We start from the raw sequence: 18457 nt of genomic DNA, 5'->3' as shown, positions 1-18457 counted from the left end.
ACCGGGTTTTCGGGAAGGAAGCCCGGTTTTTTTGTTAGTATTGAATCACTAATCCCTCAAACAATGAAAAATATTCTGGTTCCCACTGATTTCACCGGCACATCCGATCTGGCCCTGGCCTGGGCAAAATACATCACCAAAAATTACCTGAACGATGGCCTGGAGGCCACGATCGTGCTGACTCATGTTACCCAACCGTATATTCCGGATACGACACTCCCAACCGGCGAGGTGGGTGCGGGCATCATGGCCGCTCAGGAAATGGAAGACGTCGGCGAACTGAATTTGCGCGAGTTGGCCGAACAACTGGAGCGGGAGGGCTTCCGAACCCGGATCGAAACCCGGTTTGGTTCCATCGACAGCGAAATTGTGGAGGTGGCCGACGAGCTGCAACCCGACCTGATTGTAATGGGCCGGAGTCACATTGATAGCTTTTTCGACTGGCTGGCGGGCAGTTCGGCGGCTGATGTGGCCATGACAGCGCATTGCCCAGTACTGGTTGTTCCGACGCTGGAGGAAGGGAAACACCACCCGGTTCGGCTGGAAACGATTGCGTATGCGACCCAACTTGAATTTGACGAAAACCACATTCTGCGTCCGGTAGTTGATCTGGCCCGGCGGTTTCAGTCCAATCTTCGACTGGTGAAAATCAAGGCATTGAATCAGCCTAACGTCTATGACGACCGCCAGTTTCTGGATCAGATTGAAGCCGAGTTTGGCCGAAACCGGTTTGCAGAAGACACTGTCGATGCCGACAATGTCGCCGAAGGATTGACGAAATACATTCACAGGCATCAGGTCGATTTGCTCGTGATGGCCACCCGCGAACGGGATTTTCTGAGCAAGCTGTTAAACCCGAGTCTAACCAAACGCATGGTGCTGAGTTCGGACGTGCCGGTGCTGGTCTATCACGCTAAAGAAAATTACTAACGTACCCACGGACCGGGCCGCGCAGGCTTTAGTCCGTGTGGGCTAGGGAACCTTTAAGTTGGTATCAACTACTGGATTTGAAGACTCACACGGACTAAAGTCCGTAGGTACGAGATGACTATGAGCAGACGCCGGTACAAACATTCTGAGAAGAAAATTGGGGCTTCGCCGGGCACCCTGATCTACGTTGGGCAGGATACTGACTACAAAACCAAGATTCAGCGGATTGAGTACAATGAGGCCCGATACGAGATTGAACCAGTCAAACGCCTGAGTGCCTGCCGAATTCCGACTCAGGAAGCAAACGTAGTTTCCTGGCTGGATGTCGATGGCATTCACGAGCCAGCGGTTGTGGCAGGCATTGGGCAGCAATATCAATTGCATCCGTTGTTGCTCGAAGATGTGATGAATTCGCAGCAAAAGCCGAAGCTCGAGGAGTACGACGGTTCCTACTTGTTTGCGACCTTGAAAATGCTGTATTTCAATAAAATACGGCAGGAACTGGAGAGCGAACACCTGAGTTTCGTATTGGGTAAAAACTACCTGATCTCATTTCAGGAAGAACGAAAAGCGGATCTGTTTCAACCCATCCTCGACCGTATCCAGGCTTCGGCTGGTAAAACCCGGCGCAACGGCCCCGACTACTTGCTGTATGCCCTCATGGATTTGGTCGTAGACCATTATTTTGTGGTTCTGGACACAATCGGCGAAAGGTTGGAAGTGCTGGAAAACAGCATCATAGAACAAGTTGCCAGTCAGCAGACGCTGACCCGACTGTATACCCTCCGGCGCGAGCTGACGCTGATGCGGAAACTGGTCTGGCCGGTGCGCGAAATGATCAACCGGCTGTTGCTGGAAGAAAGCGAACTGATCCGGCCGACGACCATGCCGTTCATGCGGGACCTCTACGATCACGTGGTGCAGGTGCTCGACAGCATCGATTCCTACCGCGAACTCGCCACCAGTTTGCTCGATGTCTACCTCTCGACCAACAGCAACCGGATGAATGCGGTTATGAAAACACTGACGATTTTTTCCGCTATTTTTATGCCCTTAACGTTCATCGTCGGCGTTTACGGAATGAACTTCGACAATATGCCTGAGCTGCATACCCGTAACGGTTATTACGTCGTTCTGGCAGTCATGGCCGTTCTAACGGTTCTGATGGTTGTCTATTTCCGGCGACGACGGTGGTTTTAATTGGGTTTAACGTCTGACGTTTAAGGTTTGAGGTTTAACGTTTAAGGTCGCGGATGAAGAATGCGTCCGCACCTTAAACGTTAAACCTCAAACGGTTTTTTAAGTATTTCATGACTATTCAGGAATTCGACATCAATACCTCCGATGTGTATCCGCTGACCGACAGTCGGCAGGTGCCGTCGGTGACCCGGAGCGGATCGGCGGAACCGCTTTTTTTTGCCATTCGGGGCGAACACCACGATGGTCACCAGTTTATTGCGGACTTGTACCGAAAAAACGTCCGGCAGTTTGTGGTTGAAACGTCCGCCCTGACACCTGAGATTCGACACGATCTGGCCCGGATGCCCGACGCCCGAATCTGGGAGGTTAGCAGCAGCCTGAGAGCCTTGCAGGATCTGGCCGCCCGACACCGTAGCCAGTTCGACATTCCGGTGGTGGGCATCACCGGCAGTAACGGTAAAACCATTGTGAAAGAGTGGCTGGCGCAGGTTCTGGCCCCCGATTTCCGGATTCAGAAAAGCCCGAAAAGCTACAACTCACAACTGGGCGTACCGTTGTCGGTCTGGCCGCTGAATGGAGAGCATACGCTGGGTATTTTTGAAGCCGGGATTTCAAAACCGGCTGAAATGCAGGCGCTTCAGTCGATTATTCGTCCGACCATCGGGATATTTACCAACGTCGGTTCGGCCCACGACGAAGGGTTTCGGAGCCAGAAACAGAAAGTGGCCGAAAAGCTACGGCTGTTCCGGCAGTCCGAAACGCTGATTTACCGGAAGTCGTACACCGAAATCGACGAAGAAATTCATTTGCTGCTCAAAGCCGTCAACCCTTCGATTCGCCTGATTGACTGGAGTACGGAAGATGACACCGGGGTGCCGGTTTCCTTTAATCCCCAGCCTGCCGGGACTCAACTAGAGGTAACCTGGGAAGGCCGGAATTACCATGTTCGAGTGCCGTTTTCCGATTCGGCTTCGCTCGAAAACGCCACGCACGTATTGTTGGCTTCGCTGGTACTGGGCGTAACGGACGAAAACGTATTGCAGGGTCGGTTCGCACAGTTGCGACCGGTTTCCATGCGGCTTGAACTGAAAGAGGGCATTCACCGCAATCTGCTCATTGACGATACCTATAACAACGATCTGGCGGGCTTGTCAATCGCCCTTGATTTTCTGAATCAACAGGATCAGACCCGCCAGAAAGTACTGGTGTTGTCGGACATGCTCGAAACGGGACTGAAACCGGATGAACTCTACGCCGAAATTGCGCGTCTGGTCACCGAAAAAGGCGTAACACAACTAATTGGGGTAGGGCCGGAAATAGGACGGCATCGGACGGTCTTTACCATTCCATCCCGGTTTTTTGCCAACACGGAAGAATTGCTGGGATCGGAGTTCCTGAACGAACTGACCGACGCTGTCATTCTGGTGAAGGGTGCCAGGCGGTTTTCGTTTGAGGGCATTGTGAACCGGTTTGTGCAGAAATCGCATCGGACGGTGCTGGAAATCAACCTGGATGCATTGACGGATAATCTGAACTTTTACCGGAATAAAGTCGGAGCGCAGACCCGGATCATGGTGATGGTCAAGGCGTTTGCCTACGGGAGCGGGAGCGCCGAGGTAGCCAGTTTGCTCCAGCACCACCGCGTCGACTACCTGGCCGTGGCCTACGCCGACGAAGGCGTCGCCCTAAGGGAAAATGGCATCCGGTTGCCGATCATGGTCATGAATCCGTCGGTACAGGCGTTTCGGCAACTGCTGGATTACCAACTGGAACCGGAAATTTACAGCTTCCGGATTCTGGACGAATGGAACCGGTTTCTGGCTGGCGAGCCATCGTTAGCCGACCTTCCGTCGATACACATCAAGCTGGATACCGGAATGCACCGGCTGGGATTTTTACCGCAGGAAGTGGAAAGGCTGGGGCTACTTCTCAAGGCAAATCCAACGCTTAGGGTGGCGTCGATCTTCAGCCACCTGGCTGGTTCGGATGAGGCCGAACATACGCCTTTTTCCCAGGAACAGCATCGGCGTTTGATGGAAGGGGCGGTGTTGCTCGAAAAGTACCTCGGCTATCGACCGCTGCGTCACCTGCTTAATTCGGCCGGAATCGTTCGTCTGCCGGAATTCAAGCTGGACATGGTCCGGCTCGGCATCGGGTTGTACGGCGTCGAAGCCAGCAAACTCGAACCGCAGCAGGTGAAGCCGGTGGGTACGCTCAAAACCGTCATCAGCCAGATTAAAGAATTGAAAGCCGGAGAAACCGTGGGCTACAGCCGTCGCGGAGTGCTGACGCACGATGCCCGGATTGCGACCCTGGCCATTGGGTATGCCGATGGCTACGACCGGCGACTCGGCAACGGTGTCGGCCAGGTTTGGGTGAATGGCGTGTTGTGCCCGACGATTGGCAGCATCTGCATGGACATGACGATGATCGACGTCACAGCAGCAGCGGCTCAGGAAGGGGATGAGGTCGAATTGTTCGGAACTCAGATTCCTATTGGCGAACTGGCGGCCCGTATCGGTACCATTCCGTACGAAATCCTGACCGGTGTCAGCGAACGCGTGAAACGCGTGTTTTACCGGGCCTGACAAAAAGAAAGCCCGCCAGCCGGATTCCGACTGACGGGCCTCATCTGTCCCCACAAACCGCTCTCACAGGGATCATTCGGGCGGGAAGCGTGCTGCTTCTCCATCCCGGTTTCTTTTATAATACCCCAACCCCCTAAAGGCTGGACGGCCGGTGCCGGGCTCTCAAATCAGGATCATTAAGCCCCTTTAGGGGAGGTAAAACAGACAATTTCTTACTACTCAAAAATCTATTTCGGCAGCTTGACCCTGGCGGCTTCCAGTGCCTGCTTTTTTACTTCCAGTTCTTTGGCCGCGCTTTCCCGATCGGTTTTGTTCGTTTCGGTATCGCGTTGCAATTGTTCCAGTTCGCGGGCGTTTTCGTCCATCCGCTTCACCAGGTTGTCTTTTTCTTTCTTGTTTCGCTCCAGATCCCGAACCAGCTTTTCGCTTTGTTTGACCAGCTTGTCCTGTTTTCTCTGGGCTTCCTGAAACGAATCATCGGCTAATTTGATGTCGTAATTAATCCGGGTTCGTTCCGCAAAATCCTTTAGTAACGTTTCAACCTGGTCGTACATCGGACTGCCGGGTTTGACATAATCGGCATTTCCTTTGTCGACAGCCACAAAAACCGTGGCTTTGTTACGCTCGGTTGAAACCCGGCTGGCGACATTCAGCGGTTCGTTGGAAAGAGCCGGTATGTTGGCTGCCGGAATTTTGTAAACCCCGTTGCGGCCCGTTGCCACCTTGCCGTACGATTTAACGAGGGTTTCCCACTCTTTCTCGACAAACTTCCCTTCAATCGGCACATTCAGCGAAAGCCCAACGAGTGAAATCTGATCGACTTTTTCCGTGGCCGATGACACGGTTTGGGCCCGGCCGGAAATCGGAGCGAGCAGAAAGACCGGAATCCCCAGACAAAACAACATGGATAAGAACGGGCGAAATACAAGCGTTTTCATTCTAATAACGATGGATAAAGTGGTTTTCGTGTAATTAAAATTCGTTTCTTCTTGTCGAACAGCGTGGTGGCAAACAGATAGAGGTCGCCCCCCGTAGCAACATGTAATTTTTTGCGCAGAGTTTCAGCCGGTTCCGGAAAATTTCGGACGCTCAGGTTGGCTTTGCCGTCCGGTAAAAAAGCGTGCACGTCTTTTCGATCCGGTTTGCAACTTCCGAGCACCTCGAAACTGCGACCCGGGAAGCCGGGCAACCATTTTTCACTGGTGTAGAGATGGCTGTTAGGAGCCAATTTAGACAAGCCCAACCGTTCGGCCAGCACCCGGAAAGCCCCTGCTTTCAATATAGACGCATTGGGTTCGTACAAGTAACGCAATGGATCGCTGAAATGCACAGGAACGGTTCGTTCGTCGTTTCGGCGGAAAATAAACTGGTCGTCCTGGCCGGCTGAACGCAGGTTTACGGTTACTATTTCCACGTCTTCGGACGGTTCCGCCCGAAGTACAAAGAGCACTTCTTTGCATTCATTGTCGACCGAAACAACATGCACGGCGGCCACATCCGGCAATTGCCGCAGCACGGATTCAATATCGATTAACGGCGAGGTCTTTAGCAAAATAGCCGTGGTTTTGTTCCGAAAACCGGTTTTGTTTCCATCGTGGTACCAATCCAGCACGTTCGGTTCGCAATCTTCCAGCCGGACCACCTTGCCCCCCTGGCGGTCGCGCCGGGCGGGGTCCAGATACAGCCAGTCGGCTCTTTCGTCAAACGTAGCCATAAAACCGCTGGCGTCCACACCGGGTTGCTCCTGATTCGGAAACGCAAGGTTGGTGCCGCCCAGACGGGTCAGGTTATGAACCGCCAATTCGGCCAGTTCGGTTTGTTGCTCCACGTAAACGACCCGATGGGCCTGCCGCGAAAAAGCCAGCGCATCCACGCCCATGCCGCCGGTCAGATCGACCACCAGCGCTGGTTTTGGCGTGTTTTGGGATAAAATGGACGCTTTATAAGCCGCTGTCCGTTCCGAAGAAGCCTGTTCGACGGACAAGGCGGGCGGAAAGACCAGATCAGGATGGGCATACCAGGTCGGCAGTTTAGTACGGGCTTTTTGCCGGGCAACCAGTTGGGCGGCTACAATTTTGGGGCGAATGCCGTCGGTAAGGGCCTGACGAAGCAGGAACGTATGCGGGTCATCGTGCAGGTGGGTCAGGATGAAGGCCTGTTCGGCAGGCGTAATATCGATCATGGACGGGAGAAATTGTGGAAATTATTCAGGTCAGATTAAAAAAGGGTTAAAATTAATTCCGATTTTTGCTGATACAGAGTTTTTGTTTAACAACGAAAGCTTTAGTTAACACGTCACACAATCTAATCCATAACTTTTTGTATGAAACTCTTTAGTCCCCTAAAGACACTGGCAAGGTATTCGCCTGCTACCTTTCGATCCGATTTGCCAGCCGGTTTATCCGTTTTTTTGGTTGCTTTACCTCTTTGTCTGGGTATTGCTTTGGCGTCGGGCGCACCCTTGTTTGCCGGGTTGGTAGCCGGGATGATCGGCGGAATCATTGTTGGGTTTCTGTCGGGTTCTGAAGTTAGCGTAAGTGGTCCGGCGGCCGGACTGGCCGTGATTGTTGCGGACAGCATCAACAACCTTGGCGCTTTCGAAGTTTTCTTAACCGCAGTCGTCCTTGCCGGGATTATCCAGTTTATCCTGGGCCTGCTCAAGGCTGGTAAATTTAGCGGTTATTTTCCCGATAGTGTTATTCGCGGGCTGCTCGTTGCGATTGGGCTGGTTATTATTCTGAAACAGATCCCGCACGCACTTGGTCGTGACAATGATTTTGAAGGCGAATTTGCTTTTCAGCAACTGGCTGATGGTGAAAACACAATTTCTGAAATTTACCGGGCGATTGAAACAGCCAGCACCGGAGCGGTTATTATTAGCCTAACCTCTTTTCTATTACTCTATTTTTGGGAAAAAGCGGCCAAAAAAGGCGTTTCCTTCTTCCGGAATTTCCCCGGTGCGCTGGCGGTGGTGGTGCTCGGTATTGGGTTGAATGAGTTATTCCGTGTGGTTAAACCCGACTGGTATCTTGGGACCTCCGCCCATCAGCACATGGTACAAATCCCGGCGATCGAACCCGGGGAGAGTATTTTTTCAATCTTTTTTTTCCCGGATTTCAGCGCATTAAGTAATCCGAAGGTCTATGTCACGGCCATTACAATTGCTATCGTTGCCAGTCTGGAAACCCTGTTGAACCTCGAAGCGGCCGACAAACTCGATACGGAAAAACGTGTTTCGTCACCGGATCAGGAAATGGTCGCTCAGGGTATCGGCAACACGATTTCGGGTTTGATCGGAGGACTGCCCCTGACATCGGTTATTGTCCGGACCTCGGCCAACGTCTACAGCGGGAGCAAAACGCGGGTTTCAGCAATTACTCACGGAATCTTCCTGATGCTGGCGGTTTTTCTGGGGGCTCCGTTGCTCAATTTGATACCACTCTCGTGTCTGGCAGCCTTGCTGATTATGGTTGGCTATAAACTGGCTAATCCTCAGGTGTTTAAGAAAACCTACCAGGAAGGTGTTTATCAATTTATTCCATTTGTTGTCACGGTTTTAGGGATTGTGTTTACCGATTTGCTGATCGGGATCGGCATCGGGCTGGTGGTCGGCATTCTGTTTGTGTTATTTACCAACTTCCAGACGGCATTCCGGGTGGTTCGGGATGGCAACAAGGTGTTGATTAAAATTCAGAAAGATCTCTATTTTCTGATTAAACCGCAGTTGAAACAAACTCTGCGTGAATTGCAGCCTGGCGATCAGGTCTTGGTAGACGGTACGCATGCGTCGTTCATCGACCACGATATTTACAATATCTTGCTGGATTTTAAGGAAACCGCTCATACACAGAATATTAAATATGAGCTAAAGAATATCTCACTCAAAAAACGCAGCCTACGCAATGCACGCACACGAGAAATTACTATTAGCGAATAAGGCCTGGGCGCTGGATAAACTGGAACTTGACGAGTCTTATTTCGATACGCTGTCGGCCGATCAGAAACCACAGTTTCTCTGGATCGGTTGTTCCGACAGCCGCGTGTCGGCGGAGGAAATTACCGGCACGATGCCGGGTGAAATGTTCGTTCACCGGAACATTGCCAATCAGGTTATTTCTTCGGATTTAAACCTGCTGAGCGTGCTGCAATACGCGGTCGAGGTGCTGAAAGTGCGGCATGTGATTATCTGCGGACACTACGAATGTGGCGGGGTAAAGGCCGCTTTGCTGGATAAACGCTTTGGGCTGATCGACAACTGGTTGCAGAACATTCAGATCGTAAAACGGAAGTATGCCGAGGAACTGGGCCAGATCACCGACGAGCCTACCCGTTTCGACCGGTTGGTAGAACTCAGCACCCGTGAGCAGGTGTATAACCTTGGCCAAACGTCGATCATCCAGGATGCCTGGAACCGGAAGCAGGAATTGTGGCTTCACGGCTGGGTATTCGACATGCGAAACGGTCAGCTAAAAGAAATCATCGACTTATCGTCGGAAGATCAGGCCCATGTTGACATCGTGAAGGAACTGGGCACCAAAGACGGCCTGGCGAAGTCACTGACGACGGATATCCGGCTGTTAACTAGAATTAAGAGTTAAGAGTTATGAGTTGGCTGTGCCACTTTCCTGGAAACGGCGGAGCCAACTCATAACTCTTAATTCTTAACTCTTAATTCCTTCTGGTTGTAGGAAAAACGCGGTTTATGTTGCTTTTTTAGGGTGTATTCCAACAAACCCTTCATAGTACATGCGCATTAAACCATCCGCAGCCCCCGAAACAAGCGGGGTCTGGCGGGTCATTACGGCTTCCTCCGTCGGCACCCTGATCGAGTGGTACGACTTCTACATTTTTGGTAGTCTGGCGACGATTCTGTCCGCCCAGTTTTTTCCCAAAGACAACCCGACCGCCGGTTTTTTATCCACCCTGGCCACCTTTGCCGCCGGTTTCATTGTCAGGCCGTTCGGGGCGCTGGTTTTTGGTCGCCTGGGCGATTTGGTGGGCCGGAAATACACCTTTTTGCTGACGCTCGTGCTCATGGGTGGTTCGACGTTTCTCATCGGCTGTGTGCCGGGCTACGAAGCCATCGGCATGCTGGCACCGGCGCTCGTGTTGCTGCTCCGGCTGGTGCAGGGGTTGGCGCTGGGTGGTGAGTATGGCGGAGCGGCTACCTATGTGGCCGAACACTCGCCCGACAACCAACGCGGTTATTTTACGAGTTTCATTCAGACGACGGCCACGCTCGGCTTGTTTGTGTCGCTCGGCGTCATTTTGCTGACGCGCCAGGCGATGGGAACCGATACGTTTAACGCCTGGGGCTGGCGGGTGCCGTTTCTGTTGTCGGCTTTTTTGGTCGGCATTTCGATTTACATCCGGCTGCGGATGTCCGAATCTCCGCTTTTTCAGAAAATCAAGAAAGAGGGTAAGGTATCGACCAACCCGCTGAAGGAAAGCTTCGGCAAAAAAGCGAACCTGAAAATGGTGCTGCTGGCCTTGTTCGGGGCCACGGCAGGGCAGGGGGTGGTCTGGTACACCGGGCAGTTTTATGCGTTGTCGTTCATCCAGAAAATCTGTAACGTCGAGTTTGTTCAGTCGAATTACATCATCGCCCTGGCCTTGCTGGTGGCCACGCCCTTTTTCGTCATCTTCGGTGGGTTGTCCGACCGCATCGGTCGCCGGAATATCATGCTGGCCGGGATGTTCCTGGGTGTACTCACCTATCGACCCATTTACAAAGCCATGTACACATTGGCCGACGTGAACCAGAAAACCGAGTACACGTTCCAGCGGACCATTGAAACCAAACAGGAGCGGATCGAAGGAACGAAGGAGTTTAAGACAACCACCGCAACGGTACGGCATTTTGAAGACGGCACCATCCTGCGCGAAACCCAGCCCCCGGCCGGGTCGGCGTCAACGGCGGTGATTAAAGAAGTCACCCTGAGCAATGAAAGCTTCTGGCTGATGACGGTTTTGGTGCTGGTCCAGGTGTTGTATGTCACGATGGTCTATGGCCCGATTGCCGCGTTTCTGGTCGAACTGTTTCCGACCCGGATTCGGTACACGTCCATGTCGTTGCCGTATCACATCGGAAACGGTGTTTTTGGCGGTTTGACGCCTTTCATTGCGACCAGCCTGGTCGAAACGGCGAAGAAAACCGGCTCGCCGGATGCCTACCTGCAAGGCTTGTGGTATCCCATCGGGATTGCCGCCGTCTGTCTGGTTATTGGGGCCTTGTATATCGACAAAAAACAATATAAAACCGCTGACGACTAAGCCCTTATCGTGATGAATCAACTTAAAAAACTACTTGGACTGGTCTGGATGCTGGTCGGTTTGGCTCTACTCATTGGCTTACCGTACCAAACCATCCGGCAACTTTCTTCTGAAACGGCCAGCACGGAGGATTTCGTGTTTTGGCTCGTGATCGTCGTAATTTTCCTGCCCATCACCCTTGGGCTGGCGTTGTTTGGGCGGTATGCTTGGCAGGGGGAATACGATAAATAGGATTAGTTGGCTGGCGCTAACCCGGTTTTTGACCCCGTTGAATACTTGCGTCGGTGGCCGATTTTACAGGCATTTCTCCTCTAAGCTTACCGCAAAACCGCAAATAATCGTAGTTTAGCGGTCTGAACGATCGTATGTAAAAATATGAATTTTCGAATCCGAACCTTTGAAGAATATCAGGAAGCGTATCGCTACAGTGTCGAAGACCCGGAAGGATTCTGGGCCGAAATTGCTCAGAACTTCCAATGGCGCAAACCGTGGAAGAAAGCGCTCCAGTGGAATTTCGAGGAGCCCGATGTAAAGTGGTTCGAGGGTGGCAAGCTCAACATTACCGAAAACTGCCTGGACCGCCACCTCGCCGAACGGGGTGATCAGCCCGCCATCATCTGGGAGCCGAATGATCCGAACGAAGCCGGAATAACACTCACCTACCGGATGCTCCACGATCAGGTGTGCCGGATGGCGAACGTGCTGAAGCGCAACGGCGTCGTGAAAGGCGATCGGGTCTGTATCTACATGCCGATGGTGCCCGAACTGGCGATTGCCGTGCTGGCCTGCGCCCGAATCGGGGCCATTCACTCCGTAGTCTTCGGTGGTTTTTCGGCCCAGTCCATCGCCGACCGCATCAACGACGCGCAGTGCAAACTGGTCATCACGTCGGATGGTGCGTATCGGGGCAGCAAGGAAATTCCGATGAAAGAAACCGTCGATGATGCGCTCGTGCAATGTCCGAGCGTCAAGAAGGTGATCGTGCTGACACGGACGCGCACTCCGGTTTCCATGTTCAAAGGGCGGGATGTGTGGATGGAGCAGGAACTGAAGCTGGTGACGGCCGAGTGCCCCGCCGAAGAAATGGACGCCGAAGACATGCTGTTCATTCTGTATACCTCGGGTTCGACGGGCAAGCCGAAGGGGGTGGTGCACACGTGTGGCGGGTACATGATTTATACTGCCTATACCTTCCAGAACGTGTTTCAGTATGAACCGGGCCAAGTACATTTCTGTACGGCGGATATCGGCTGGATCACGGGCCACAGCTACATTGTGTACGGCCCGCTGGCCTGCGGAGCCACCAGTCTGCTGTTTGAGGGCGTTCCGACCTGGCCGGATTGCGGACGGTTCTGGGATATTGTCGATAAGTACAAAGTCGATATTCTGTACACGGCCCCAACGGCCATCCGGTCGCTGATGGGTTTTGGCCTGGAAAAAGTGGAAAGTCACGACCTGAGTTCGCTGAAAGTGCTGGGCTCGGTGGGCGAACCGATCAACGAGGAAGCCTGGCATTGGTACGACGATCATATCGGCAAAAACCGCTGCCCGATTGTCGATACGTGGTGGCAAACCGAAACCGCCGGAATTTTGATTTCGCCGATCGCCGGGGTTACCAAAACAAAACCGACCTACGCCACCCTGCCGCTGCCGGGGGTGCAGCCAATGCTGGTGGACGAGAATGGACAGGAAATTGAAGGAAACGGCGTCAGCGGAAACCTTTGCCTAAAGTTTCCGTGGCCGGGTATTCTCCGCACCACCTATGGCGACCACGAGCGCTGCCGCCAGACGTATTTCAGCACCTACAAAGGACTGTATTTTACGGGCGATGGCTGTCTGCGCGACGAAGACGGCTACTACCGCATCACGGGCCGGGTCGACGACGTACTGAACGTATCCGGCCACCGGATCGGAACCGCCGAGGTCGAAAATGCGATCAACATGCACACGGGTGTCGTGGAAAGCGCCGTAGTGGGCTATCCACACGACATTAAAGGCCAGGGCATTTATGCCTACGTGATTACCGAGCAGCAGATGTCGCACGGGGATGCCGACCTGACGAAGCGGGATATTCTGGCGACGGTTAGCCGGGTGATCGGGCCAATTGCTAAACCGGATAAAATTCAGTTCGTCAGCGGTTTACCCAAAACTCGTTCCGGGAAAATCATGCGCCGGATTCTGCGCAAGATTGCCGAAGGCGAAACCGAAAACCTGGGCGACACCTCGACCTTGCTCGATCCGGCGGTGGTCGAAGAGATCAAGAACGGTGCGTTGGTTGGTGTGAAATAGTACCCACGGACTTTAGTCCGTGTGAGCTTATTTGGTTCATTAGGTAATATAAACTTATAGGTAATCCCTGCTCACACGGACTTTAGTCCGTGGGTACAACAAAAAAGTCCGCAAGAATCGGGTTTTGGGAGCGGTTTTCCAGCGGTATCTTTGTTTCATGCAAACGACAACAAGCATGAACACGACCGAAACCAATCCTATTTATGGGCAAATTGCCCGCTCGATTGAGTTTTTAACCGAGAACTTCCGGCAGCAACCTTCCCTGGCCGACGTAGCCGACCGCGCCAACCTGAGTGAATACCATTTTCAGCGGTTATTTTCGGATTGGGCCGGGGTCAGTCCCAAGAAATTCCTCCAATACCTGACCCTTGATTTTGCCAAGAAACGACTGCGCAACGGGCAGACGCTGGCCGAAGCCGCCGATGCCGCCGGGCTGTCGGGGACCGGCCGATTGCACGACCTCTTCGTGGTGCTGGAGGGCATCACGCCGGGCCAGTTTAAACAGGGTGGAGAAGGCGTAGCGATTCGCTACGGTTTGTTTGACTGCCCGTTCGGGCCGTATCTGCTCGGGGCAATTGGCGACAAAATCTGTAAACTGGAATTTCTGGACGAAGCCGACGCTACCGATGCCGCCAGCCTGGCGACCCGGTTTTCCGCTGAGTGGCCTGAAGCCCGGCTGCTGCCCGGATTGGAAGAACTGCGACCCATAGCCGAGGGCATTTTCACCCTGACGGACCGAAAACCGCTTCGGATTGCCGTCAAAGCTACCCCATTTCAACTGAAAGTCTGGGAAGCTCTGCTTAAAATTCCGGAAGGACAGGTGGCGAGTTATGATCAGGTGGCAATCGCCATCGGAATGCCGTCGGCGTCGCGGGCGGTCGGAACGGCCATCGGCAGCAACCCGGTCGGCTACCTGATTCCGTGCCACCGCGTGATCCGAAAAACCGGGTTGTTTGGCAATTACCGCTGGGGAGCCACCCGAAAAACCGCCTTGCTGGGCTGGGAAGCGGCTTTTTTTGAAAAGAGCGAAAGAGCGAAATAGTGAAAGAGCGAAAATTCTGGTTATCATCTTCAGTTCATTTTTATGACGATTGATCTTGTAAATTGGCTGGATGTCCGGCAAACGCTTGACCAGAATGGGTTTGCTGTGTTGGAGCAGGTGTTGAATCCGGACGAGTGCCAGACCTTGAAAGCCTTGTATGACCAGCCAGAGTATTTCCGGAAAACGATTGTCATGGAGCGTTACCGGTTTGGTCTGGGCGAATACAAATACTTTACTTATCCGCTGCCGGATCGGATCCAGTACCTTCGGACGGTCCTGTACGCAGAACTCCAACCCGTTGCGAATCAGTGGATGCAAGCCTTGCGGACCGGATTGATATACCCCGCCGACCACGCCGGTTTTCTGGCCGAATGCCACCAGAACGGCCAGTACCTGGCGACACCCCTGTTATTGAAATACGGCGAAGGAGGACACAACACCTTGCATCAGGATTTGTACGGTGAGGTGTACTTTCCGTTGCAGGCTGTGCTGTTTCTAAGTGAACCAGGCCTAGACTACACCGGTGGGGAGTTTGTCCTGTCGGAGCAGGTGCCCCGGGCGCAGTCGAAGGCAACGGTTTTGACACCCCGGCAGGGTGATGTGCTTCTGTTTACCACGCAGTTTCGTCCGCAAAAAGGCTCCAAAGGCTATTACCGGGTCGCCATGAAGCACGGCGTCAGCGCGGTCCGATCGGGAAACCGGTATACGCTCGGCATCATTTTTCACGATGCGGCATGATTTGTCACACTGACTTTGCCGACACCGAAACCGGTCTGGCCGAGCTTTGGAAGTTGATAAAAACCGGGCAGATCGTCTTCGGTGGCAATGCGGTTCTGAAAACCTACGGGACGTTGCGTTGTCAGTCAGGCCGACGGATGCATCGGAAAAACCGGGTTTTCTTTTCGTCGGAAGACGAGGCTGTTGCCAGCGGATTCCGGCCCTGTGGCCATTGCCTGCGCGCGAAATACCGGCTGTGGAAGGAGGGGGGCGCCGGTTACCCGAGGGGAGTGGCAGCCAAAACGGCGTCGGCTTCAATGAGTGATAACGTTACCACAAACTGATCGCCGGTTTCCTGCACTGAGGGCGATGGTTGACCTAACATCTGGTATTTGGCCAGAATGTTGCTCAAACCGACGCCATTGGAAAGAACCCGTAACTTCTTTTTTTGCAGGGTATTCCGAACGGTTAGCGCTCCCCGTTCATCGGTTTCGATCTCAATTTGCAGGGGCTGTTCGGCCAGAGTGACATTGTGCTTGACGGCATTTTCGACCAGCAACTGCAAGGTGAGCGGGGGCAGTTTCATCTGCTCGGTGCCGGGAAAAATCTTGATAACCAGGCTCAATGCCGCGCCGTGCCGGGTTTTCAGCAAATGAAAATACGATTGAATAAAGTCGAGTTCGCTGCTGAGTGTCGTCAGGATCGTTTCGTTACTACGGAGCAAATACCGGTACACCGAGCTGAGTTCTTCGGCAAACGTTTCGGCCTGCTGCGGGTTTTCACCGATCAACGCCGTGAGCGAATTGAGACTGTTGAACAGAAAATGCGGGTTGACCTGCTGCTTCAGTGAGTCAAGTTGCCGTTGCATGTTCAATTGCTTCAGCCCGTATTCGCGTTCGACGCTTTCTTTCCATTGATGGTAGGAATGAACGGACTCCAGCAGGCCAACGGAGACAATGTTGGTAATAAAGCCAATTAGGGCCGTCCAGCCAAAAACCGTCGCGCTAAACCGGTAACCCGGTGCTTCCAGCCAGTCGTACAGGCCGTAAAGCAGACAAACGAACACGAACGTAACAACAATGTAAAAGACCAGACAGAAGGTGAGCCGCCGAACGGCCTGGTCAAGTCCACCGTATCGGTGGTGCATATACTTGGTCCACACATCCATGATCAGGGCAAACAGAAAGAATAAACCGGTTTGCGCCAGCGTGAGGGGAAGAAAAGTCGGAAAGTTATTGAAATACGCTTGCCCCAGCACCAGGTAATTACCGACGAATAAGGCCGGGTAATTGACCAGCATGACAAGCACATCGTAGCGGTTGATTCGTAACCACTCTTTCATAAAAGAGCCTCAAATGATCCTCTAAAGATACATAGACTTTTGCCGAAATTGGCTTTTTCAGGTCCTTTGATCGATGACCCTGCCTGATTTTTGGAAAAACCGTAGTACCAGGCACTGATTTTTCCGATATTCAGTCAGTAAACTATAGAAAATTGCCCATGCCACTGGCCCACCTTTCGCAGGACCCGGTTCTGAAACAGATTATTTACTGCACGCCCGAGCCGAAAATCGCGTTCGCGTACGACCGCGATCCGGCCAAAAACCGGGTGTATCTGGCGTTGCTGGAAAGTATTGTATCGCAGCAAATTTCCGTCAAAGCCGCTGATTCCATTTTCACCCGGTTTCTGGCCCTGTTCGCTGATGGGTATCCGCACCCGGACCAACTGCTTGCCAAGACTCCGGAAGTGTTACGAAGCGCCGGACTTTCGGGCCAGAAAGCACGCTATTTGCAAAGCGTGGCCGAGTTTGCGCTCCAAAACCCCATGACCAGCGACTTCCTCGAAACCATGACCGACGAGGAAATCATCCAATACTTGCTGCCGATCAAGGGCGTAGGCCGCTGGACGGTCGAGATGTTGCTGCTGTTCGTGCTCAACCGCCCCGATGTATTTCCGGTCGATGACCTGGTCATTCGCCAGAAAATGGTAAATGCCTACGGACTGACCGAAACCGGCCGCGCCCTCTATAAACGCCTTCACGCCATCGCCGAAGCCTGGCGTCCCCACCGTTCCCTGGCATCCCGCTACCTCTGGCGCTGGAAGAATTAAGAATTAAGAGTGAAGAGTTGGCTTCGCCACTTTATGGGAAACGGCGGAGCCAACTCTTCACTCTTCACTCTTAACTAATATTTGGTCACTTCCGGGTGGATCTCCAGGATTTCGGTGGTGAGCTGGCCGGTGGGGTCGACGGTCCAGCGTTCAGTGATGACGGTCTGTTTTTTCTGGTCGATGTACTGAACGGTGATGGCGGGCCCCTGGATTGTCAGGAGGGCGAAACCGTTGTAGCCGACGTTGCGTCGGCGGATGCGTTCCCGGATGCGCTGGTCGTAAAACAGCAGTTGGCCCAGGTGGCCCCGGTCGGGCGCATCGGTTTCGACGGGCATGCCACCGTGGCCGACGCAGCGCCCCCAGGCTTTGATACCGTCCGGAAAACCGAACTGGTTATAAAACGAAAGCCGGTGTTCGTGCCCCCAAAACCACAAAACTGGTCGTTCGGCGGCTCCGAAGACCTTTTTGAGCTGCCGACCGACCACCGGATGATCGTCGCGAAACGAAGAAAAGTAGGGGTGGTGGCTCAGGAGAATGATGCCCCGTTTGTCGTTCGGATCGTTCAGTTTGACGATATCCGTTAGCCATTTGAGCTGCTCATCCCGAAGGTTACAGTCGGGTTTGAACAACACTTCCAGCAGCGGCCGGTTGGTGGAGTTGTAACCTGTGTCGAGGCCGATGATGCGCCAGTGTTCGTTTTCCAGGCAGAAAAAACCGGCCTGCTGCGTCGCAATCTGGTCGCCTTTCCGGATTTTCATGGCGGGCAGCAGCTTCTTGAAATAAGCCGACCCGTTGGAATACATTTCGTGATTGCCCGACAGCGCCAGACTTCCGTGTTTGCCGAAATGCCAGGACGCATCCGGATTTGTAAAGTTGGTGGCCACTTCCTCGGGCGTTCCAACAAAATACACATCGCCGAGGTGAATGGTGTAATCGGGATCATAGTCCCGGATGAGGTTGCCGATCAGGTCCGACTCGGGCGTGTCCGTCGCCCAGTCTGACACGAGCGCAATGGTTACGGCTTCTGTATATGTATGCAGCCGATAAATGCCGTCATCGCCGTTGCTGGGGTAATATTGATAGGCCGCTTTGGGGCCAAACCGGCTTTTGAGGTAATGATAGGCAAACCCTAACAGGTTGGTTGCAAAAAATGCGGCCACTTTGTTGGCAGCCGTTCCCTCTTTCAAGCGTTTTTCGTACAAAGCCACCTGCGTCTTGAGGTGGTTTTCCAGGTCGAAATGGCCCAGATCAACGTATTGTTCCGGGTCTCGTTTCTTGTGCTGATCTTCGCTCATAATGTTCTCTGACT

Annotated in this window: 16 protein-coding genes; 12 read left to right on the top strand and 4 right to left on the bottom strand. The window is 53.2% G+C overall.

What is annotated here, in order from left to right; translation table 11 throughout:
• Nucleotides 1-63 precede the first annotated feature (63 nt).
• The 3 genes from ACO2Q8_RS15190 to ACO2Q8_RS15180 all read left to right on the top strand — a co-directional run bounded on the left by ACO2Q8_RS15190 (nucleotide 64) and on the right by ACO2Q8_RS15180 (nucleotide 4718).
• Complete coding sequence (locus tag ACO2Q8_RS15190) at nucleotides 64-930, top strand: universal stress protein (protein WP_423345683.1); 867 nt, start codon at nucleotides 64-66, stop codon at nucleotides 928-930.
• 120 nt (nucleotides 931-1050) lie between these two features.
• Nucleotides 1051-2130: a magnesium/cobalt transporter CorA gene (gene corA, locus ACO2Q8_RS15185; RefSeq protein WP_423345682.1), complete on the top strand. Its 1080-nt coding sequence runs from the start codon at nucleotides 1051-1053 to the stop codon at nucleotides 2128-2130.
• A 110-nt stretch (nucleotides 2131-2240) separates the two neighbouring features.
• The gene (locus ACO2Q8_RS15180) at nucleotides 2241-4718 is read left to right on the top strand and encodes a bifunctional UDP-N-acetylmuramoyl-tripeptide:D-alanyl-D-alanine ligase/alanine racemase (protein WP_423345681.1); all 2478 of its coding nucleotides are present in this window, start codon (nucleotides 2241-2243) and stop codon (nucleotides 4716-4718) included.
• 227 nt (nucleotides 4719-4945) lie between these two features.
• On the opposite strand, the gene ACO2Q8_RS15175 is transcribed toward ACO2Q8_RS15180, so the two are convergent.
• Nucleotides 4946-5656, bottom strand: coding sequence for a hypothetical protein (locus ACO2Q8_RS15175; RefSeq protein ID WP_423345680.1), 711 nt, complete (start codon nucleotides 5654-5656; stop codon nucleotides 4946-4948).
• A complete protein-coding gene (locus tag ACO2Q8_RS15170; RefSeq protein ID WP_423345679.1) occupies nucleotides 5653-6900 on the bottom strand; it encodes a THUMP-like domain-containing protein in 1248 nt (415 codons plus the stop codon). The genes ACO2Q8_RS15175 and ACO2Q8_RS15170 overlap by 4 nt, the downstream gene beginning before the upstream one ends.
• Before the next feature lie 141 nt (nucleotides 6901-7041).
• Here ACO2Q8_RS15170 and ACO2Q8_RS15165 point away from each other — a divergent pair, with 141 nt between their 5' ends.
• The 8 genes from ACO2Q8_RS15165 (at nucleotide 7042) to ACO2Q8_RS15130 (ending at nucleotide 15383) form a co-directional block, all read left to right on the top strand.
• Nucleotides 7042-8655 carry a SulP family inorganic anion transporter gene (locus ACO2Q8_RS15165; RefSeq protein ID WP_423345678.1) on the top strand — a complete coding sequence of 538 codons (1614 nt, stop codon included), beginning with the start codon at nucleotides 7042-7044 and terminating at the stop codon, nucleotides 8653-8655.
• On the top strand, nucleotides 8621-9316 hold the full coding sequence (locus tag ACO2Q8_RS15160) for a carbonic anhydrase (protein WP_423345677.1): 696 nt from the start codon (nucleotides 8621-8623) through the stop codon (nucleotides 9314-9316). The genes ACO2Q8_RS15165 and ACO2Q8_RS15160 overlap by 35 nt, the downstream gene beginning before the upstream one ends.
• 148 nt (nucleotides 9317-9464) lie before the next feature.
• A complete protein-coding gene (locus tag ACO2Q8_RS15155) occupies nucleotides 9465-10991 on the top strand; it encodes an MFS transporter (protein WP_423345676.1) in 1527 nt (508 codons plus the stop codon).
• A 12-nt stretch (nucleotides 10992-11003) separates the two neighbouring features.
• Nucleotides 11004-11222, top strand: a complete 219-nt coding sequence (locus tag ACO2Q8_RS15150; protein ID WP_423345675.1) for a DUF6814 family protein — start codon at nucleotides 11004-11006, stop codon at nucleotides 11220-11222.
• A 144-nt stretch (nucleotides 11223-11366) separates the two neighbouring features.
• Nucleotides 11367-13280, top strand: coding sequence for an acetate--CoA ligase (acs, locus tag ACO2Q8_RS15145; protein WP_423345674.1), 1914 nt, complete (start codon nucleotides 11367-11369; stop codon nucleotides 13278-13280).
• A gap of 175 nt (nucleotides 13281-13455) precedes the next feature.
• Nucleotides 13456-14322: a methylated-DNA--[protein]-cysteine S-methyltransferase gene (locus ACO2Q8_RS15140; RefSeq protein ID WP_423345673.1), complete on the top strand. Its 867-nt coding sequence runs from the start codon at nucleotides 13456-13458 to the stop codon at nucleotides 14320-14322.
• Nucleotides 14323-14364: 42 nt separating this feature from the next.
• On the top strand, nucleotides 14365-15060 hold the full coding sequence (locus tag ACO2Q8_RS15135; RefSeq protein WP_423345672.1) for a 2OG-Fe(II) oxygenase: 696 nt from the start codon (nucleotides 14365-14367) through the stop codon (nucleotides 15058-15060).
• Nucleotides 15057-15383 carry an Ada metal-binding domain-containing protein gene (locus ACO2Q8_RS15130; protein ID WP_423345671.1) on the top strand — a complete coding sequence of 109 codons (327 nt, stop codon included), beginning with the start codon at nucleotides 15057-15059 and terminating at the stop codon, nucleotides 15381-15383. The genes ACO2Q8_RS15135 and ACO2Q8_RS15130 overlap by 4 nt, the downstream gene beginning before the upstream one ends.
• On the opposite strand, the gene ACO2Q8_RS15125 is transcribed toward ACO2Q8_RS15130, so the two are convergent.
• Nucleotides 15317-16381 carry a sensor histidine kinase gene (locus tag ACO2Q8_RS15125; protein ID WP_423345670.1) on the bottom strand — a complete coding sequence of 355 codons (1065 nt, stop codon included), beginning with the start codon at nucleotides 16379-16381 and terminating at the stop codon, nucleotides 15317-15319. The genes ACO2Q8_RS15130 and ACO2Q8_RS15125 overlap by 67 nt on opposite strands.
• Nucleotides 16382-16539: 158 nt before the next feature.
• Between ACO2Q8_RS15125 and ACO2Q8_RS15120 the strand changes: the two genes are divergently transcribed.
• Nucleotides 16540-17148, top strand: coding sequence for a DNA-3-methyladenine glycosylase family protein (locus ACO2Q8_RS15120; protein WP_423345669.1), 609 nt, complete (start codon nucleotides 16540-16542; stop codon nucleotides 17146-17148).
• A gap of 74 nt (nucleotides 17149-17222) precedes the next feature.
• Here the strand turns inward: ACO2Q8_RS15120 and ACO2Q8_RS15115 are convergent, their stop codons facing one another.
• Nucleotides 17223-18443, bottom strand: coding sequence for a metallophosphoesterase family protein (locus ACO2Q8_RS15115; protein WP_423345668.1), 1221 nt, complete (start codon nucleotides 18441-18443; stop codon nucleotides 17223-17225).
• Nucleotides 18444-18457: the final 14 nt, after the last annotated feature.

Origin of the sequence: Larkinella sp. VNQ87, assembly GCF_049445795.1 — a bacterium.
In the GTDB taxonomy this organism is placed as follows: domain Bacteria; phylum Bacteroidota; class Bacteroidia; order Cytophagales; family Spirosomataceae; genus Larkinella.
Note: the sequence above shows the minus strand (reverse complement) of the source record. Positions and strands in the feature narration are given on the sequence as shown.

Excerpts from the sequence above, each read along its gene's own strand:
- ACO2Q8_RS15190 (WP_423345683.1), top strand. The coding sequence starts at position 64 with ATGAAAAATATTCTGGTTCCCACTGATTTCACCGGCACATCCGATCTG.
- corA (WP_423345682.1), top strand. The coding sequence starts at position 1,051 with ATGAGCAGACGCCGGTACAAACATTCTGAGAAGAAAATTGGGGCTTCG.
- ACO2Q8_RS15180 (WP_423345681.1), top strand. The coding sequence starts at position 2,241 with ATGACTATTCAGGAATTCGACATCAATACCTCCGATGTGTATCCGCTG.
- ACO2Q8_RS15175 (WP_423345680.1), bottom strand. The coding sequence starts at position 5,656 with ATGAAAACGCTTGTATTTCGCCCGTTCTTATCCATGTTGTTTTGTCTG.
- ACO2Q8_RS15170 (WP_423345679.1), bottom strand. The coding sequence starts at position 6,900 with ATGATCGATATTACGCCTGCCGAACAGGCCTTCATCCTGACCCACCTG.
- ACO2Q8_RS15165 (WP_423345678.1), top strand. The coding sequence starts at position 7,042 with ATGAAACTCTTTAGTCCCCTAAAGACACTGGCAAGGTATTCGCCTGCT.
- ACO2Q8_RS15160 (WP_423345677.1), top strand. The coding sequence starts at position 8,621 with ATGCACGCACACGAGAAATTACTATTAGCGAATAAGGCCTGGGCGCTG.
- ACO2Q8_RS15155 (WP_423345676.1), top strand. The coding sequence starts at position 9,465 with ATGCGCATTAAACCATCCGCAGCCCCCGAAACAAGCGGGGTCTGGCGG.
- ACO2Q8_RS15150 (WP_423345675.1), top strand. The coding sequence starts at position 11,004 with ATGAATCAACTTAAAAAACTACTTGGACTGGTCTGGATGCTGGTCGGT.
- acs (WP_423345674.1), top strand. The coding sequence starts at position 11,367 with ATGAATTTTCGAATCCGAACCTTTGAAGAATATCAGGAAGCGTATCGC.
- ACO2Q8_RS15140 (WP_423345673.1), top strand. The coding sequence starts at position 13,456 with ATGAACACGACCGAAACCAATCCTATTTATGGGCAAATTGCCCGCTCG.
- ACO2Q8_RS15135 (WP_423345672.1), top strand. The coding sequence starts at position 14,365 with ATGACGATTGATCTTGTAAATTGGCTGGATGTCCGGCAAACGCTTGAC.
- ACO2Q8_RS15130 (WP_423345671.1), top strand. The coding sequence starts at position 15,057 with ATGATTTGTCACACTGACTTTGCCGACACCGAAACCGGTCTGGCCGAG.
- ACO2Q8_RS15125 (WP_423345670.1), bottom strand. The coding sequence starts at position 16,381 with ATGAAAGAGTGGTTACGAATCAACCGCTACGATGTGCTTGTCATGCTG.
- ACO2Q8_RS15120 (WP_423345669.1), top strand. The coding sequence starts at position 16,540 with ATGCCACTGGCCCACCTTTCGCAGGACCCGGTTCTGAAACAGATTATT.
- ACO2Q8_RS15115 (WP_423345668.1), bottom strand. The coding sequence starts at position 18,443 with ATGAGCGAAGATCAGCACAAGAAACGAGACCCGGAACAATACGTTGAT.